This window comes from Streptomyces cellostaticus, from assembly GCF_023630175.1.
Classification (GTDB): Bacteria; Actinomycetota; Actinomycetes; order Streptomycetales; family Streptomycetaceae; genus Streptomyces; species Streptomyces cellostaticus_A.
On sequence record NZ_JALLIN010000058.1, the window covers coordinates 22,980 to 40,474 of the forward strand.

Annotated in this window: 11 protein-coding genes and 1 pseudogene; 2 read left to right on the plus strand and 10 right to left on the minus strand. The window is 74.0% G+C overall.

Annotated features, from left to right (window positions below):
- Positions 1–181: 181 nt before the first annotated feature.
- Both MXD57_RS28135 and MXD57_RS28140 read right to left on the minus strand, forming a co-directional pair.
- Positions 182–1,462 (minus strand): hypothetical protein, encoded by a 1,281-nt coding sequence (locus MXD57_RS28135; RefSeq protein WP_250404962.1) that lies wholly within the window; start codon positions 1,460–1,462, stop codon positions 182–184.
- 422 nt (positions 1,463–1,884) lie between these two features.
- The gene (locus MXD57_RS28140; protein WP_250404964.1) at positions 1,885–2,679 is read right to left on the minus strand and encodes a class II aldolase/adducin family protein; all 795 of its coding nucleotides are present in this window, start codon (positions 2,677–2,679) and stop codon (positions 1,885–1,887) included.
- 143 nt (positions 2,680–2,822) lie between these two features.
- On the opposite strand from MXD57_RS28140, the gene MXD57_RS28145 reads away from it, so the two are divergent.
- Positions 2,823–3,290, plus strand: coding sequence for a pyridoxamine 5'-phosphate oxidase family protein (locus tag MXD57_RS28145; RefSeq protein ID WP_250404966.1), 468 nt, complete (start codon positions 2,823–2,825; stop codon positions 3,288–3,290).
- Between the two features lie 17 nt (positions 3,291–3,307).
- Here MXD57_RS28145 and guaA read toward each other — a convergent pair whose 3' ends face one another.
- Positions 3,308–4,888, minus strand: coding sequence for a glutamine-hydrolyzing GMP synthase (gene guaA, locus MXD57_RS28150; RefSeq protein WP_250404968.1), 1,581 nt, complete (start codon positions 4,886–4,888; stop codon positions 3,308–3,310).
- A 290-nt stretch (positions 4,889–5,178) separates the two neighbouring features.
- Here guaA and MXD57_RS28155 point away from each other — a divergent pair, with 290 nt between their 5' ends.
- Positions 5,179–5,436, plus strand: coding sequence for a chorismate mutase (locus MXD57_RS28155; RefSeq protein WP_250404970.1), 258 nt, complete (start codon positions 5,179–5,181; stop codon positions 5,434–5,436).
- A gap of 552 nt (positions 5,437–5,988) precedes the next feature.
- On the opposite strand, the gene MXD57_RS28160 is transcribed toward MXD57_RS28155, so the two are convergent.
- The 7 genes and pseudogenes from MXD57_RS28160 to MXD57_RS28190 form a co-directional block, all read right to left on the minus strand.
- Positions 5,989–7,794 (minus strand): GMC family oxidoreductase N-terminal domain-containing protein, encoded by a 1,806-nt coding sequence (locus tag MXD57_RS28160; protein WP_250404972.1) that lies wholly within the window; start codon positions 7,792–7,794, stop codon positions 5,989–5,991.
- 124 nt (positions 7,795–7,918) lie between these two features.
- Positions 7,919–9,532 carry a succinic semialdehyde dehydrogenase gene (locus MXD57_RS28165; RefSeq protein ID WP_250404974.1) on the minus strand — a complete coding sequence of 538 codons (1,614 nt, stop codon included), beginning with the start codon at positions 9,530–9,532 and terminating at the stop codon, positions 7,919–7,921.
- A gap of 193 nt (positions 9,533–9,725) precedes the next feature.
- Positions 9,726–10,526: a serine/threonine-protein kinase gene (locus tag MXD57_RS28170; RefSeq protein ID WP_250404975.1), complete on the minus strand. Its 801-nt coding sequence runs from the start codon at positions 10,524–10,526 to the stop codon at positions 9,726–9,728.
- A gap of 74 nt (positions 10,527–10,600) precedes the next feature.
- Positions 10,601–12,250, minus strand: a complete 1,650-nt coding sequence (locus tag MXD57_RS28175; protein ID WP_250404977.1) for a serine/threonine-protein kinase — start codon at positions 12,248–12,250, stop codon at positions 10,601–10,603.
- A gap of 78 nt (positions 12,251–12,328) precedes the next feature.
- Complete coding sequence (locus tag MXD57_RS28180; protein ID WP_250404979.1) at positions 12,329–13,999, minus strand: serine/threonine-protein kinase; 1,671 nt, start codon at positions 13,997–13,999, stop codon at positions 12,329–12,331.
- 63 nt (positions 14,000–14,062) lie between these two features.
- Positions 14,063–15,778, minus strand: coding sequence for a serine/threonine-protein kinase (locus tag MXD57_RS28185; RefSeq protein ID WP_250404983.1), 1,716 nt, complete (start codon positions 15,776–15,778; stop codon positions 14,063–14,065).
- A gap of 162 nt (positions 15,779–15,940) precedes the next feature.
- Positions 15,941–17,495: pseudogene (locus tag MXD57_RS28190) on the minus strand (serine/threonine protein kinase); the annotation flags it as partial.

The following is a 17,495-nucleotide window of genomic DNA, read 5'->3' on the forward strand; positions in this document are numbered from 1 at the left end:
TTTTACCGACTTCCGACCTCGCGGTTCGCACGGACGGCCGGAGCGGTGAAGGGCCGGCCCGGCGCCCGCCCGCGCTCGCCCCGCCCCTCGGTCGGCCCGTGCCCCACGAGCCGCGCCCCACGCGGCCCACGCCCCACGCGGCCCACGCCCCACGCGGCCCGGGACCCACGCGGCCCGGGTCTCACTCGGCGACCCGCACGACGCACCGGTTGGTCGCCGCACCGCCCGCGGTGATCACCTGCACCTCCACCGGGCCGGGTTCCACCTCGACCGGCACCGCGACGGTCAGGACCGTGTCGGTGGGGTTGCGGAAGCCGCCGGCGACGGGGACCAGCGGCACGTGGACGTCGACGGCCCCGATGCGCACGACCGTGCGGGACAGCCGGTCGGCACCGTGCGCGCCGGGCGGGACGAAGCCGGTGCCGCGGATCTCGATGTCGTCGCCGGTGCGGATCGGGCCGTCCAGGTCGCCGGGCTCACGGGCGCGGACCACGGAGAGGATCACCGGGCGACCGCCCTCCGCGTACTTGCCGGCCAGATAGGTCGCGGCGGAGACCAGCACCAGCACCGCGAGCCCCCAGGGCAGGTCGGGGAGCTGGTCGGGGCGGCGGGCCAGCCGGACGGCGGCGAACAGCAGGGCGACCGCGTTCACGACGACGTACTGGAGGTCGGCGAAGGAGCCCCGGCCGGAGTCGTCGGTCAGCAGGTCGGCGGCGCGCGGCCGGTGGGCCGGCACCTTCTGCAGCCGCTGGGCGAGGATGCGCAGGCCGACCACCCGGCGGACCAGCACGGCGATGCCGCACAGCACGCCGACGACGGTCACCAGCCCCGCGCCGCGCGCGAGGTCAAGACCGGTGAGCAGCGCGTCGCGCTCGGTGCGGCCGGAGGCGGCGGCCAGCCGGCCCACGAGCAGCAGCACGGCGTAGACCACGAGGAGGATCCAGCTCGCGGCCACGGTGCGGGAGGTGGACATGCGGTTGTCCTCGCCTACGAGCGGGGCGAGCACCCCGCCGCGCGCCCGGTGCCACCAGGAGGCGGCGGCCAGCACGCCTCCGACCGCGAGGGCGGCGAGCAGGGCGGCGGTCCGGGCGCTGCTCCAGCCCGCGCCGATCGCGGTGAGCGACTCGGCCAGCAGGAGGGCGAGGACCGCCCCGCCCACCACGCACACCGTCCGCAGCCACAGCCGCGCGAGCCACGCCTCGCCCTCGGCGCGGCCGCGCTCGGCGACCTCCTCGGCCCGCTGGGTCAGCTCCTCGGAGACCCACTGGCGGGAGGCGGAGGCCGAGTGAGCCACGGCCGGCGGCAGGCCCTGTCCGGCCGCGAACTCGTCGCGGACGCGCAGGAACGCCGCGACGGCCCGCCGGTGCCCCTGCCGGGCCCCGTGCGGGCAGTCCCCGCACGCACAGCCGCCCTCATGAGTGCCGTCGGCACCCACGCCCTGTCTCGCCTCCTGCACCGCCACGCCCGACGCCCGCCTTCCCCATGACCTCTCGACACGGCCGAAACCACCCGAAGCGCGTATTTTCGGCCGCGCGACTCCCCTGCGACGAAAGCGAATTGTTCCCTACCCCGGGCGGTCCGGACCCGACGGTCCAGGTCACTACGGGTGAATTTCGAGGCGCCATGTTGACGCGACTCCCGGGCCCCGTCCGGTCGGCCCACCTGCCCGAGCAGCCGGGTGGGCGGGGCACCGACGTCCCCGGCCCGGCCGACACGGCACCAAGGGCTGTCCCGTAGTCCCCGGTGGGTCGGCGCACGGCGCCGGATGCGATGCGCCGCGAGGCGGAGGGGTCGTCCTCACACCGGGCGTATCCGGGCGATCCGACAACGCGGCGAGGTGCCGTGGCCGTCGTCGTGCGCCCGCCGGGGATCACGGGGCAGCCCTCAGCCGAGCAGGTCGGGTTCGCTTCGGCTGACGTCCTGCCACAGCGGCTGGTAGTTGATCCAGGCCACCAGGTCTCCGCCGAGCTGTTCACGGGTGGCCACGGCCAGCTTGTGGTCGATGAGGACCGGCCGCCCGGCCGCCTTGGCCAGTAGCTGCACCTGGCAGGACCGCTCCAGGGACAGGAACCACCAGGCCGCCGCGTCCACCGAGTTCCCCACGGTCAGGAGCCCGTGGTTGCGCAGCACCAGCGCCTTGCGGGACCCCAGCGCACCGGCGATGCGGCGGCCCTCCTCGGCGTCCACGTTGACGCCGGTGTAGGCGTCGTACAGGGCCAGGTCCTCGTAGAAGGCGCAGCTCTCCTGGGTGATGGGGTCGATGAGGTCGCCGAGCGCCGCGACGGCCCGGCCGTGCACGGAGTGGCAGTGCGCGACCGCGACGACGTCCGGGCGGGCGGCGTGCACCTGGGCGTGCACGGTGAACGCGGCCTGGTTGACGTGGTACTGACCCTCGACGACCTGCCCGTCCTGGTTGACGAGCACGAGGTCGCCGACGGTGACGTGCTTGAACGGCATCCCGAACGGGTTGACCCAGAAGCAGTCGCTGTACTCCGGGTCGCGTGCGGTGATGTGGCCGGACACCCCGTCCTCGAGTCCGTCCCGGCCGAAGATCCGCAGGGCACCCGCGAGCCGCTCCTTGCGGTGCCGGCGTTCGTCCTCGACCGAGTCGTGCATCGGCGGCATCGCGAACTTCAGCCGGTCGGTGGGCAGCGGAGGCGGCGGCGTGGGCCCGTGCATGGGGTCCTCCAGCGTGGGGGGGCGGCGGTACGGGCGGGAAATTACCGCCGGTCGGCGCAAAAGGGCAGCGCTGGTTGGTAAAGATGCCGCACGCGGTGGATATCGGACAGAGGGTGTCCGGTTTGCCGGTGAGACTGGCCGGCATGAACTGGGCAGCCTTCACCACCGCCGCACCCGAGCTGGCGGCCGTCACCGAGCGGCGCTTCGGCGCCTTCCGCCACCACGTCCTCGCCACCCTGCGCCGCGACGGCTCGCCGCGCACCTCGGGCCTGGAGGCCGACTTCCGGGGCGGCGAGCTGTGGCTCGGCATGATGGACGGCTCGCTGAAGGCCCTCGATCTGCGCCGCGATCCGCGCTTCGCGCTGCAGGCGAACCCGGGCGGGGGCACCGGGATGGGCGGCGGGGACGTGCGGATCGCCGGACGGGCGTACGAGGTCGGGGAGGGCGAGCGGCGGGCCGCGTACGTGGAAGAGGTGGAACCGCCGCAGCCGTTCCACCTCTTCCGCACCGAGTTGACGGAGGTCGTGCGGACCTGCGTCGAGGACGACACGTTCCTGGTCGTCCAGGTCTGGCGGCCCGGCGCGCCGGTGCGCACGCTCAGGCGGACCTGATCCTCATCGGGTGAGGATCACTCCCACTCGATGGTGCCCGGGGGCTTGGAGGTCACGTCCAGGACGACGCGGTTGACGTCCCGGACCTCGTTGGTGATCCGGGTCGAGATGCGGGCGAGGACGTCGTACGGCAGCCGCGACCAGTCGGCGGTCATGGCGTCCTCGGAGGAGACCGGGCGCAGCACGATCGGGTGGCCGTAGGTGCGGCCGTCGCCCTGGACGCCGACGCTGCGGACGTCCGCGAGCAGGACCACCGGGCACTGCCAGATGTCCCGGTCCAGGCCGGCCGCGGTCAGTTCCTCGCGGGCGATGGCGTCGGCATCCCGGAGCAGGTCGAGACGCTCCTTGGTGACCTCGCCGACGATGCGGATACCGAGGCCGGGGCCCGGGAAGGGCTGACGCTGCACGATCTCCTCCGGCAGGCCCAGCTCCTGGCCGACCATCCGGACCTCGTCCTTGAACAGCTTGCGCAGCGGCTCGATCAGCTTGAACTCGAGGTCCTCGGGCAGCCCGCCGACGTTGTGGTGCGACTTGATGTTGGCGGTGCCGGTGCCGCCGCCGGACTCGACCACGTCCGGGTACAGGGTGCCCTGGACCAGGAACTCCACGGCCGGGCCCTCGTCGGCGATGATCTCCGCCTGCGCCTGCTCGAAGACGCGGATGAACTCACGGCCGATGATCTTGCGCTTCTGCTCCGGGTCGGAGACGCCCTTGAGGGCGGTCAGGAAGCGCTCCTCGGCGTCCACGACGACCAGCTTGACGCCGGTCGCGGCCACGAAGTCCTTCTCGACCTGCTCGGTCTCGCCCTTGCGCATGAGGCCGTGGTCGACGTAGACGCAGGTGAGCTGGTCGCCGATGGCCCGCGCGACGAGCGCGGCGGCGACCGCGGAGTCCACGCCGCCGGACAGACCGCAGATGGCGCGCCGGTCGCCGACCTGCTCGCGGATCTCGGTGACCTGCTCCTCGATCACGTTGCCGGTGGTCCAGGACGGGGTCAGGCCCGCGCCCCGGTACAGGAAGTGCTCCAGCACCTGCTGGCCGTGCGTGGAGTGCATGACCTCGGGGTGGTACTGGACGCCGTACAGCTTCTTCTCGTCGTTCTCGAAGGCGGCGACCGGGACGACGTCGGTGGACGCCGTGACGGCGAAGCCTTCGGGGGCGGCGGAGCAGGCGTCGCCGTGCGACATCCACACGTGCTGCTCGTCCGGGGTGCCCTCGAAGAGGGTGGAGCCCGACCTGGAGACGTGCAGGTCGGTGCGGCCGTACTCACGGGCGCCGGTGTTGTCGACGGTGCCGCCGAGGATCTGCGCCATGAGCTGGAAGCCGTAGCACATGCCGAAGACGGGGACACCGGCCTCGAAGAGCGCGCCGTCGAGCCGGGGGGCGCCCTCCTCGTACACGGACGAGGGTCCGCCGGAGAGGATGATCGCCGCGGGGTTCTTGGCGAGCATCTCCTGGACCGGCATGGTGCTCGGCACGATCTCGCTGTAGACCCGCGCCTCGCGGACGCGACGGGCGATGAGCTGGGCGTACTGCGCGCCGAAGTCGACGACCAGGACGGTGTCGGGGGAGGCGGCAGTGGAGGTCGCTGATGACACGGGGTGCCTTCTGGTGGTCGGGCGGGGTCTGTGCTAACGAGTCTAGCGGTGCGGGCGGGCGCGCCCTCCCCGCGCGGGGACCGTGGCATACTGGCCGCATGCTCGCGCACTCGACCTTCCTCTTTACCTATGGCACCCGGCCCGCCGGCTGCCATGGTCGTGCTGCTTGAGCGAACAGCCGAGCGACTTACCAGGCGCCCCGGGCCGACAAGGCCCGGGGCGCCTGTCGTTTCTCCGGGTACTGCCGCTCCGGGGCCTGAGGTCAGCCACCTTCACGAGGAGACCCCGACATGACCACCCTCACCGCGGAACAGACCATCGAGGACGCACGTTCCCGCATCGACGCGCTCGACGACCGGATCATCGGGCTCATCCAGGAGCGGATGGCCGTGTCCACCGTCGTCCAGGAGGCCCGGATCGCGTCCGGTGGCCGGCGGGTGAACCTCTCCCGCGAGATGGAGATCCTCGGCCGCTACCGCGAGGCGCTCGGCAGGCCGGGCACCGCGCTGGCGATGACCATGCTGGAGCTGTGCCGGGGTCGCATCTGAGTTCGGTCCGGGTCTCACCCGTACGGCGCGTGACCGTCGCCCGCACCGCTTCGTTGAGACGGTTGTCCGTGCCAGCCAGGGGCGGGCCCGACAGAACCACGCGTGGCTCACCGGAGCGATGAGGCGTACGGGTCGTGCCGTACACCGTGGGACCTCGCTCCGGAGAAGTGACCGGACGGCAGGGGACAGCAGCCCGGTCATCGAAGAGAACGGCCGGCTCCGGGGACGCCCGGGGCCGGCCGGCGGAAGACACAAGGCCAGGAGCACAGAGCAGGCGGCGCGACCCCCCGGCGCCGCTCCCGGGCACCGGCGCGCCCCCGCGCCGGTGCCGGCGAAAGGAGGGCCCCGCGGTTCGAGTCCCGCGGGGCCCTTCGTCGCGCCCGGCTCCCGCCCGCAGCGCATGTGATCCACACCACACGAATTCCGGTGCATCCGGAAGCAACCATTCATCGCCCTCGCGGATCAAACCTGCTGCCGGATCAAGAAGACGGTGTGCGGCGGAGGACCTGCGTTCGGAGGGGGACGCAGGTCCCCCTGCGTCCCCGGGTCCGGCTACTCCTTCGGCGGCACCGCCGGGATGCCCAGGAACGGCAGCCTGAGCGCGCCGAACGCGTCAGCCGGGACCGCCGGCTCGCGCGGCTCGACCGGCTTGAGCCGCTCGTAGGCCGCCCCCTGGGCCGGACGCGGGTCCTCCTCGCCCTTGTTCGGCCAGTACGACATGGCCCGCTCCGCCTGTGCGGTGATCGTCAGCGAGGGATTGACGCCCAGGTTGGCCGAGACCGCGGCACCGTCCACCACCGAGATGCCGCAGTGACCGTAGAGCCGGTGGTAGGGGTCGATCACCCCCCTCTCCGGGGAGTCGCCGATGGGGCAGCCGCCGAGGAAGTGCGCGGTCAGCGGGGTGCCCATCAGCTCACCGACGTTGCTGCCCGGGAAGCCGTTGATCTCCTCGGCGAGCGCGGCGGCGGCCTCGGAGGCGGCCTTGATCTGCTTGGGGTTCGGGGCGCCGTGTCCCTGGCGGGCGGTGAGCAGGCCCTTGCCCACCCCGCCGGGCTTCAGATACGTCGTCAGCGAGTTGTCCAGCGACTGCATCACCAGTCCGATGATGGACCGCTCCGACCAACGCCGGTTGGACAGCGAGCGGGCGACGAGCAGGGGGTGGCGGGCGGCGTTCGCCAGCCAGCCCAGGACGCGCGAGGACCCCTCGGCGTAGGGCACCTGGAGGATGGACAGGCCGCCCATCGAGTTGGAGCCCTTGCCGTAGCGGACGGGTTCGATGTGGGTGCTGTCGTCGGGGTGGATCGAGGACGTGATGGCGACCCCGCGCGTGAAGTCGGCCCTGCGCTGCCCGGTCGCCCTGCGGTAGCGGCGGTCGTCGGTCTGCGCGCCCACCAGGGCCTCGGAGTTGGTGCGGGTCAGGTCGCCCAGCCGGGCGGAGAGGTGGGGAAGCTGACCGCCGGCCTTCATGCGGTGCAGCAGGGTCTGGGTACCGTACGTACCCGCCGCGACCACCACCTTCCGCGCGGTGAACAGCCGCCCCTCGCCCTTCTTCTTCTCGTCCGTCGGCAGCGTCGCGACCGCGTACCCGCCGCGCGAGTCGTCCGTGAGGGACACCACCGTCGTCATCGGGTGGACCACCGCACCGGCCTTCTCGGCGAGGTACAGGTAGTTCTCGTTGAGGGTGTTCTTCGCGCCGTGCCGGCAGCCGGTCATGCACTCGCCGCACTCGGTGCAGGCGTTGCGGGCCGGCCCGGCGCCGCCGAAGTACGGGTCGGGCACCTGCTCGCCGGGCCCGCCCCGCGCCGTGCCGTCGGCGTCCTTGCCGTCACCGAAGAACACGCCGACCGGTGCCAGGTGGAAGGTGTCGCCGACGCCCATCCGCTCGGCCGCCGCCTTCAGGTGCACGTCGGACGGGGTCATGGTCGGGTTCAGCCGCACGCCGAGCATGCGCTGCGCCTGTTCGTAGTACGGCTTCAGCTCCTGCTGCCAGTCGGTGATGCCGCGCCACTGGGGATCGTCGAAGAAGGCCTTCGGCGGCACGTAGAGGGTGTTGGCGTAGTTGAGCGAACCGCCGCCCACGCCCGCGCCGGCCAGCACCATCACGTTGCCCAGCAGATGGATGCGCTGGATGCCGTACATACCGAGCCGCGGGGCCCAGAGGTAGTTCTTCAGGTCCCAGGAGTTCCTGGGCAGGGAGTCGCGGGTGAAGCGGCGGCCGGCCTCCAGCACGCCCACCCGGTAGCCCTTCTCGGTGAGGCGCAGGGCGGAGACCGAGCCGCCGAACCCCGAACCGATCACGATGACGTCGTAGTCGTACCCGTCCTCGTCCCGGGTCTGGACAGACTTCTCCTGCGACACGTGCTCTCCTCGTCGAGAACGGATTTGGGTGACTGCGGGTCGGGGGTGGGCCGGCAGCGCGTCGGCCAGGTTCCGCCCGCTGAGGAACGGCGGTACGACGGGGCGGCCCCTGACCGGCCCGGCACTAGCGGAAGCGGAAGGACTTCATCAGGCGGAGGCTGCGGCTCATGAGCTGCGCGTACTGCGCGTCGTCCATCCCCAGCGACGGCGCCATCGGCAGCATCCGCTGCCGGGCCACCGTCTGGGCCTCGGTGTACTTGAGGATGCCCTCGGAGCCGTGGCGGCGGCCGAGGCCGGAGTCCTTCATGCCGCCCATCGGCGACTGGACGCTGCCGTAGGCGGGCGCGTAGCCCTCGTTGACGTTGACCGTGCCGGTGCGCAGCCGGGAGGCGACGTCCAGGCCGCGCCGGGCGGACTTCGTCCACACGGACGCGTTCAGGCCGTACGGCGTGGAGTTGGCGCGCTCGACCGCCTCGTCCTCGGTGCTGAACCGGTACAGGGAGACGACGGGCCCGAAGGTCTCCTCCTCGCAGACGGCCATGGAGTCCTCGACGCCGTCGAGGATGGTCGGCTCGAAGAAGTACGGGCCGATGTCCGGGCGGGCCACGCCGCCCGCGACCACCTCGGCCCCCTTGGCGACGGCCTCCTGGACGTGCCGCTCCACGGTCTTGAGCTGCCGCTCCCCCACCAGTGAGCCCATGTCGGCGCCGTAGGCGAGGGAGTTGCCGAGCCGCATGGCCCGGGTGCGGGCGGCGAAGCGCTCCAGGAAGGCGTCGGCGACGGACTCGTGGACGTACAGCCGCTCGATGGAGATGCAGAGCTGGCCGGCGGAGGAGAAGCAGGCCCGGACGGCGCCCGCGGCGGCCTTCTCGATGTCGGCGTCCTCCAGGACCAGCATGGCGTTCTTGCCGCCGAGTTCGAGGGAGACGCCGACCAGGCGGGCGGCGGCACCCTGCGCGACCTCGCGGCCGGTGCGGGTGGAGCCGGTGAAGGAGACGTAGTCGGCGTGCCTGACCAGCTCGGGTCCGACGACCGGTCCCTCGCCGAGCACGACCTGGAAGACGCCCTCGGGCAGCCCCGCCTCGACGAGCAGGTCGCGGGCCCACAGCGCGGTGAGGCAGGTCTCGGTGTCCGGCTTCATGACGACCGCGTTGCCGGCGGCGAACGCGGGCAGCGCGTCGCCGACGGACAGCTCCAGCGGGTAGTTCCAGGGGGCGATCTGGCCGACGACCCCGCGCGGGTGGCGCAGTTCGGTGACCTTCGTCAGGGCCGGCACGGCGCCGCCGTGCCTCTTGGGCCGCAGGTAGGCGGGGGCCTTGCGGCCGTAGTGGCGGGCCGCGACGGCGACGGCCTGCACCTCCTCGTGCGCGTGCAGCCGGGCCTTGCCGGTCTCGAGCTGGATGAGGTCGAGCACCTCGGCCTGGCGCTCGAGCACCAGGTCGTGGAAGCGGAGCAGCACGGCGGCGCGCTGCCGCACCGGGGTCCTCTCCCAGACGGACTGGGCGGCCCGGGCGGCCGCGAAGGCCTCTCGGACGTCCTCGGGCGTCGACTCGGGCAGGTCGGCCAGCTTCTCGCCGGTGAAGGGGGTGTGGTTGGCGGTACGGCCGGAGCCGACGACGCCCTTGATGAGCTGGGCCACCAGCGTCGGGGTGACCACGTCGGCGGCGGTGCGGACGCCCTCGGGGGCGGGCGCGAGCGGGTTGGTACCGGTGATGTCCGGGGCCTGCGAGTCCGTCATGACGCGCAGGGTATGCCGCGGCGCAGGCTTTGGGTACCCGTCGGTAACGGGGATTCACCGAGTACACACATGGCGCCAGTGATCACTGGCAGCAAATGCGCTGATCAGCGCGTTGTCGAGTGACGATCACCGCGGGCCGGATTTTTCGGGGCCCGGGGAGGGCCGCGGTGGTGAAAAGGCGGCGCCGCTCGGGTCAGGGGTGCGGTTCGGGTGCCGGGGTCCGCGCCGGCGCCGCAGGCGCCGGGCGGGCGGCGGGCACCGTCGCGCAGGCCTCCAGGGCGGCCGCGACCTCCTCGGCGGTCGGCCTCGCGCCCGGGTCCGGCGCGTGCAGCCGGGTCAGCAGCGGTCGCAGCGGGCCGACGTCGCCGCCCTCCACGGCGCCGGCGAGGAGGGCGCCGAGGGACCACAGGTCGGAGGCGGGTCCGGCGCCGCGTCCGGCGGCCCGCTCCGGCGCGGCGAACCCGGCGGGGACGTCCGCGGCGGGCCCGTCCCCTGTCCCGAGGTCCGTGACGACGACCCGCCCGGTCCCTGACTCGATCAGGACGTTCTCGGGCTTGAGGTCCCGGTGCACGATGCCCACGGCGTGCGCGGCACGCAGCGCTCCCAGGACGGCGAGTCCGACACGGGCGGCCTCGGCGGGCGGCAGCGGCCCGCGCCGTACGGCCTCCCGGAGCGACTCGCCCCCCACCAACTCCATGACGATCCAGGGCAGTCCGCCGTCCAGGACGACATCGTGCAGCGCGACGACCGAGGGATGCCGTACCCGGGCGGCGGTCCGGGCCTCCCGGTTGAGCCGGTGCGCGAACCGGCGGCTCTCCTCGTCGGCGGCCGACCGCCCGGGCAGAACGGGTTCCTTGACGGCGACGTCCCGCCCCTCCTGCTCGTCCCGGGCCCGCCAGACGGTCCCGGACGGCCCGGCGCCCAGGCGTGCGAGAAGCCGGTAGCGTCCCCCGATCAGCCGCGCGCCGGGCGGGTGTTCGCCGTCTCCACTCATGTCACATGAGTACCGTGCGCACCACGCCCTTGTCGAAGCGGGTCGGGACCGGCCGGCCCCGAACGTCCGTGGCGTCAGGGCTTCTTGATCTCCAGGTTCGCGATCACGGTCCTGGCGACCTCCTCGCCGCGCGCGGTGAAGTCGCCCTTGCCCGGGTAGCCGATGGTGAGTCGGTACAGGTCACCGGCGCCGGTGCGGTAGTAGAAGATCCGCAGCTCGCGCGGGAGCGGGTGCTGGGAGTCGTCGGTGGTGTACTCGACGGTGTTCGTGGCGGCCTGCCTGCCCTGGTACCTGGTGCCGTCGTCCGGGTGCGTCCTCGCGCCCTCGGGCATGTCGAGGGTGTAGTCGCCCTCGTTCTTGAACTTCTCGTCCTCGGCGTGCATCTGGGCCACCGCGTTGCTCTTGATCGCGTGCAGCGAGTCCTCCGACTTCCGGGACAGGTCGAGCACGACCGAGACGGCGCCGCTCGGATCCGTGTACGACACCCAGCTCTGGTCGGAGTCGCCCTTGTCCGGGTGGCCGGGCACGTAGGAGGCGGGGACGGCGAGGGTGACGCCCAGTCCGGCGTCGGTCCGCTTCGCCCAGCCGTCCGGCAGCGGTCCCGCGAAGGGATCGGCGAGGACGAGGTACCCGGCCACCGCGGCCGCGGCCACGGCCGCGCCGACACCCAGCCAGGCCTTGCGGCCCGGGCGCGGGAGGCGGCCGGCCGGCGCGGTGGGCGCGGCGGCCGCCACGTGCTGGGGTGGTTCCGGCGCCGGGGGGTTGGCGGCCGCCTCCAGCAGCGCCCGCACCCGGCCCGCCGTCGGACGGTGGGAAGGGTCCTTCTGCAGCAGGCTGTTGACGGCCTCCGCCAGCGGGCCGCGGGCGGCCGCCGGTGCGGCCGGGGTGGCGTTGAGGACGGACTGCAGCGTGGCCGGGGTGTTGCTGCGGCGGAACGGGGAGACGCCCTCGGTGGCGGTGTAGAGCACGACGCCCAGGGACCACAGGTCGCTCGACGGCCCGGGGCGCTGCCCCAGCACCCGCTCCGGCGCGATGTACTCGGGCGAACCGACGAAACCGCCGGTGTCGGTCAGGTTCGTCTCGCCCTCGATCTGCGCGATGCCGAAGTCCGTGAGGACGACCCGGCCGTACCGGCCCAGCAGCACGTTGTCCGGCTTGACGTCCCGGTGCAGCACGCCCGCCGCGTGCGCGGCCTCCAACGCGCCGAGCACCTCCAGGCCGATCCGCGCCGCCTCGCGCGCGTCCAGCGTGCCCTCCTGCAGCGCGTCGCCCAGCGAGCGGCCGTGCACCAGCTCCATCACGATCCAGGGCCGGCCGTCCACGACCGCGACGTCGTGCACGTTGACCACGGCGGGGTGGTCGAGCCGGGCCGCCGCGCGTGCCTCGCGGCGCATCCGCTCGAAGGCGTTGGCGCGTTCACGCTCGGGAAGGTGGTCCGGTACGCGGGGCTCCTTCACCGCGACCTCGCGGTCCACCGTCTCGTCCTTGGCCCGCCACACGGTGCCCATGCCGCCGTGCCCGAGCTTGGCGAGCAGCCGGTACCGGCCTGCGATCAGCCGCCCGGTGCCGTCCTGAGCGGCGGGAGCCCGGCCCCGCTCCGGGCTCGGCGGGGCCGCCGGCCGGGGCACCGCACCGGGCCGCGCACCCGGCACCGGGGCAGGCGGTCGCAGAACAAAACTCGTCGTGTCGTCGGCCGTACGGCCGGCTCCCCCGTCACTGCTCATGGAACATCCATATCGCGCCACCGGCGTCCGCCACCACAGGGAACACGAACCGGTCACGAAGCCGTGACCGAGCGGGAATCAACGCGCCGTGGCCGAGAAGGTGTCCACGGCCACGTCGAAGTACTCCCTGGCCTCCCGGACCCGTCCGACCGGCGCCGACACCCACACGTCGTACATCCGGCCGTCCTCCTCCCAGCACAGGTCGTAGGTGTGGCGCGGGCCCTCGGCGGCGCTGAAGCCGTCCCAGGTGAACTCCCAGAGCGCGGCGGGGTGTCCGGCGTGCGTGGTCCCGATGACCCGGCCGTCGTGGTAGCCCGGGTTGGTGCCGGCCCCCTCCGCCGCCGCCCGGCTCATCACCGCGGCGGGGCCGCCCGCGGCGGGCGGGGAGACCTTGACGCCGAGGCGGAAGGTCAGGCCCGGGGAGAGGTAGAAGACGCGCTCGCCCTGCCGCTCGCGGTCGAAGTCCTCCGGCACGGCCAGCGAGAATCCGGCCGGGTCCCGTGCGGTGCGGTAACCGGAGGGGGCGGTGTGGGGCCGGGACGCCGCGGGCGCGCCGCTCGCGGAGTCCGCCGGGGACGGCGTGGGCCTGCCCGTCGGCGGTGCCCCGGAGCGGCTGGTCGGCGCCGCCGGACTGCTCGTCGTGCCGCCGGGCGGGCCGCCGCCCTCGCCCTGGTGCAGCAGCAGTGCCGCCGCCGAGATGCCCGCCCCGGCCACCGCGGCGACCAGCAGGGCGGCGATCAGCACCCCGCGCGAGGACTGGCGGGCGGGCGGGGGCCGTTCCGGCGTCGGCCGGTCGCCCGGCGCCCGCGGCACGTCGGGCTCGGTCGGCGGGTGGCCCGCTCCGGCCGCACGGGCCGCGAGGGCGACGATCCTGGGGGTGCGGCCCGTCGCCGGCGGTTCGGGGGCGGCCGGTGTGCGGCCCGTCTCCAGGAACGTCCGCAGCATCCGCTCGGCGTCCGCCGCGTCCAGCCGGCGGTCGGGGTCGCGCTCCAGCAGGCCCCGTACGACGGGCAGCAGCGGTTCGGCCTGCGACGGTGGCCGGATCTCGGCGGCGACGACGGCGTGCAGGATGCCGCCGAGCGAGTCCCGCCGGAACGGGGACTCGCCGCTGAGCACCGTGCACAGCAGGGCGCCGAGCGACCACAGGTCGGACTCGGGCCCGGTCTGGGTGCCGGCCATCCGCTCCGGGGCGGTGTACTCGGGCGAGCCGACGAAGGAGCCGGTCTCGGTGAGCGTGGTGGCGCCCGCGACCTGCGCGATGCCGAAGTCGGTGAGCACCACCCGGCCGGTGCCGGACTCCAGCAGCACGTTCGCGGGCTTGATGTCGCGGTGCAGCACGCCGGCCTCGTGCGCGACCCGCAGCGCGCCCAGCAGGTCGGCGCCGATCCGGGCGGCCTCGACGGCGTCGACGGGGCCGTGCCTGGCGATGCGGTCGGCGAGGGAGCCGCCGTCGATCAGTTCCATGACGAGGTACGGGCGGTCGTCCTGCTCGACGACGTCGTGCACGACGATGATGTGGGGGTGCCGCAACTGCGCGACCGCCCGCGCCTCACGGAAGGTGCGGTCCCGGCGGCGGCGGGCGTCGTCGTCCGGGAGGGAGTCGTCGGCCGCCAGCTCCTTGACCGCCACCAGCCGGCCCAGCACCTCGTCGCTCGCCCGCCAGACGACGCCCATGCCGCCGCGTCCGATCCGCTCCTGGAGGCGGTAACGGCCCGCGATCACGCGGAAGTCGTCCCCGTCGGATCCCATGAGGCCCATCATGCCGCACCGGCCGCACCCGTTCGGGTCGGTGATCGGCCAAGCCTGGGCCGGTCAGCCGGCGGCCGGCGGCTGCCAGCTCCGCAGCACCCAGTGGAACTGCTTGCTGGACTGCGGCCAGTCCGCCTCGGGTGTCGACATGTAGATCGCGTACTCGGTGCCCTCGCGCGAGAAGTACGTCTCCTCGACGGCGTGCCGGGGACCGGCCTCGTAGGGCGGGTCCTTCGCCAGCGCGTCCCAGGTCATCTCCCACAGCGCCGCCTGGCGATCGCGGTAGGTGTTCGCCTTCATGGTCACCCGGTGGTAGTTGACCAGCGATTGAATCTGCCCTTCCAGGTTCTTCTGGTGCTCGAGGGCGTTGGCGAAGTCCGAGCTGGTGTCGATGGAGATGCGCAGGAAGTGCTTGCCGCCGTCGGGCGTGTAGTCGACCTGCCGGAGGTCCGGGTCGGCCTGCCCGGCGCTCTGCGCACCGGCCTGCGCGCCGACGACCCTGCGCGACCAGCCCTCGGGCAGGTACACGGTGAAGCCCCACGGGTCGTGGTACGCCTGCCAGGAGTCGGGCACGACTCCGCCGGGCTTCGGTGTGGCGCTGCTGTCGCCGCCGGCGGAGGCCGACGGCGTGACCTGGTGGGTGTCCCCGCCGGCGCCGGTGTCCCGCCGCGCGCCGTCCCACTGCTGGAAGGCGACGGCCGCGCCTCCGCCGATCACGGCCGCGGCGGCGACGACCAGCGCGAGGGCGCGCAGCCTGCGCCGGGGCCGGGTCGGCCTGCCCGCGGGTGCGGGGGCCACCGCGGTCGCGCCGGTCGTGGAACGGCCCGCGCGGGCCGGTTCGCCGGGCAGCCGGCCGGGCGCGGTCTCTCCGGAGGGGTGGCCGGTGGAAGCGTGGGCGGTGCCGCCCGTCGCGCCGTCGTGCGCGCCGGATCCCTGCGCCGGTACGAACGCCGGTGCGTGCGGCAGGCGGCCCTGCGCCGCCTCGGCGAGCATGCGTTCCGCGTCCTGCGGCCCCGGCCGCCGGGCCGGGTCCTTGCGGAGCAGGGCGGTGATGACGGGCCCGAGCGGACCGGCGTTGCGGGGCTCCTCCACCTCCTCCTCGACGACCGCCTGCATGGTGCTGAGCGGCGAGGTGCGGCGGAACGGCGAGCGGCCCTCGACCGCCGTGTACAGCGTGGCCCCGAGCGCCCACAGGTCCGAGGACGGGCCCGGGTCGTGGCCGCGCACCCGTTCGGGCGCGAGGTAGTCGACCGAGCCGACGACCTCTCCGGTGCGGGTGATGGTGGAGTCGCCCTCGATCTGCGCGATGCCGAAGTCGGTGAGCAGGACCCGGCCGTCCCGGCCGAGGAGGACGTTGCCTGGCTTGACGTCCCGGTGCAGGACGCCCGCCGCGTGCGCGGCGCGCAGGGCCCGCAGTACCCACAGGCCGATCCGCGCGGCCTCGGGGGCTTCGAGGCGGCCGCTCTCCTTGACCGCGTCGGCCAGCGAGTGGCCCTCGACCAGTTCCATCACGATCCACGGGCGGCCGTCGTGCTCCAGCACGTCGTGGACGGTGACGACGGCGGAGTGGTTGATGCGTGCGGCGGCCCGCGCCTCGGCCCGGGTGCGGGCCAGCAGGACGGCCTGGTCGCTCTCCGAGACGTAGAGCGCCGCGGTCAGCTCCTTGACGGCGACGTGACGGTGCAGCACCTCGTCGTGGGCGCGCCACACCCGGCCCATGCCGCCGCTGCCGATGGAATCGGCGAGCCGGTAGCGGCCCGCTATGAGCAGGCCCTGCATCTGATTCACGTTGCCCCGCAATGTTATTGACAGGGTCAGACTAAGGACCGGCCCTCCCCCTGGGAACACGAGGGGTACCAAGGTGACAGTCCTGTGACGGTTGTCGCTTCCGGCGCGCGGGAGGAACCCGGCGCCGTTTGCCGCAGGCGGTGTACGGGGCGCTCAGCCCGTGTAGCGGTACGTCGCGGTGGCCTGCTCGTACAGCCGTGTCACCTCGTCGCGTTCGGCCTCCGGGCCCCGGACCTGGACGATGTGGTAGCGGCCGTTCAGCAGGATCGCCATGTTGCGCACGTACCGGTCGCGGCCCTGTCCGTCGGTCCACGTGAACTGGCCCTCGGCCATGGTCCGTCCGCCCACCTCGATGGTCCGCAGTCCGGTGGCCGTGGCCCAGCTCGAGTCCCGGTACGGCTGGAGTTCGCGCTCCTTGTCCCGCTGGTAGACCATCGGGTCGCTGCCGTAGGTGCCCGCGCCGTCCCGTCCGGGCACGACGAGAAGCTCGAAGTTCCCGTGCGCGTAGACGACTTGGCCGCTGCCGTTCTTCGGCGTGCGGTCCCACCCCTGGGCGACGGCGATCCGGAAGCCGTCCGGATCCTTGCGCAGGGTGAACCCGTCGGCCGCGGAGGGGTCGCCGCCGGTCTGCGTCTCGGCGGCGGGCGCGGACGCCGAGGGCCCGGGGGCGGACGGCCGCCCGGAGGAGGGCCGGTCGGTGGGCGAGGGCGCGGGTCTCGCCTCGCCGGCACTGCCGGTGCGGTCGCCGCCCGCGGCGCCGTTCTCATCCCGCTTCGGCATGAACAGCATCGCGTAGGCCACCGCCCCGGCGAGCAGCAGCAGTACCAGCAGGAGCAGCAGCCGGCCCAGGCTGCGGGGGGAACGGGTCGGCCCCGGCGCGCGCTTGTGCCGGCCGTGCGGGTGGGTCGCGGGCACCCGGGCACGCCGCCGCCGCACCAGCTCGCCGCGCCGCCGGACGATCGGCAGCCGGCTGGGGTCGGCGGGCGGCACGGGCACCACATGGCTGCCGGCGTCCGGCTCGGGCGCCGAGCGCACCAGGGAGCGCAGCCAGCCGCTCAGCTCCTCGAAGTCCGGGCGGTCGGTGGGGTCCTGACGCAGCAGCGACTCCACCACCGGGCGCAGCGGGCCGCACTCCTCGGCGAAGGCGGGCGGCTCCGCGCACACGAGCTGCACCAGCTCGGCCGTGGACTCCTCGGGGTAGGGGGCGTGTCCCTGGACGGCCCGGAAGAGCAGTGCGCCCAGCGCCCAGAGGTCGGTGGCCGGCCCGATCGGCGCGGCGAGCTGCCAGTTCTCGTGCACGGGGCCCGCCTGCTCCGGCGCCCAGCGCTCGGTGACCGGCCCGACCACGGTCATCCGCACCTGCCGGGCCCGCTCGGCGGCGAGCGCGGTGCCGGGCCCACGACGTGCGGCACCGCCTCCGGCGCCGGGCTCGTCCCACCGCGAGGCCGCGGCGGAGGGGTGGGCGGGTGCCTCCGGGGCGGAACCGGAGCCCGGGGCCGGCGCCTGCGCCGGGACCACGGCGCCGTGCCCGGCGGCCGGAGCGCCGTGTCCGGGTGCGGGTGACCGGCCGGGGACGGGCAGGCGTCCGGAGCCCGGGGCCGTGTCGTCGCCGGGCGGCGGTCCCGGACGCTGCGGGTCGCCGGCCGGGCCGGTGCGGGCTCTCGTTCCTGCTCGGCCGGGGCGAGAGCGGCCAGGCTGCCGGAGAGGG

Bases quoted from the DNA above. Each gene is read 5' to 3' on its own strand.
- MXD57_RS28140 (WP_250404964.1), bottom strand. From the start codon at position 2,679: ATGCACGGGCCCACGCCGCCGCCTCCGCTGCCCACCGACCGGCTGAAG.
- MXD57_RS28185 (WP_250404983.1), bottom strand. From the start codon at position 15,778: ATGCAGGGCCTGCTCATAGCGGGCCGCTACCGGCTCGCCGATTCCATC.
- MXD57_RS28170 (WP_250404975.1), bottom strand. From the start codon at position 10,526: ATGAGTGGAGACGGCGAACACCCGCCCGGCGCGCGGCTGATCGGGGGA.
- MXD57_RS28180 (WP_250404979.1), bottom strand. From the start codon at position 13,999: ATGGGATCCGACGGGGACGACTTCCGCGTGATCGCGGGCCGTTACCGC.
- MXD57_RS28175 (WP_250404977.1), bottom strand. From the start codon at position 12,250: ATGAGCAGTGACGGGGGAGCCGGCCGTACGGCCGACGACACGACGAGT.
- MXD57_RS28145 (WP_250404966.1), top strand. From the start codon at position 2,823: ATGAACTGGGCAGCCTTCACCACCGCCGCACCCGAGCTGGCGGCCGTC.
- MXD57_RS28165 (WP_250404974.1), bottom strand. From the start codon at position 9,532: ATGACGGACTCGCAGGCCCCGGACATCACCGGTACCAACCCGCTCGCG.
- MXD57_RS28155 (WP_250404970.1), top strand. From the start codon at position 5,179: ATGACCACCCTCACCGCGGAACAGACCATCGAGGACGCACGTTCCCGC.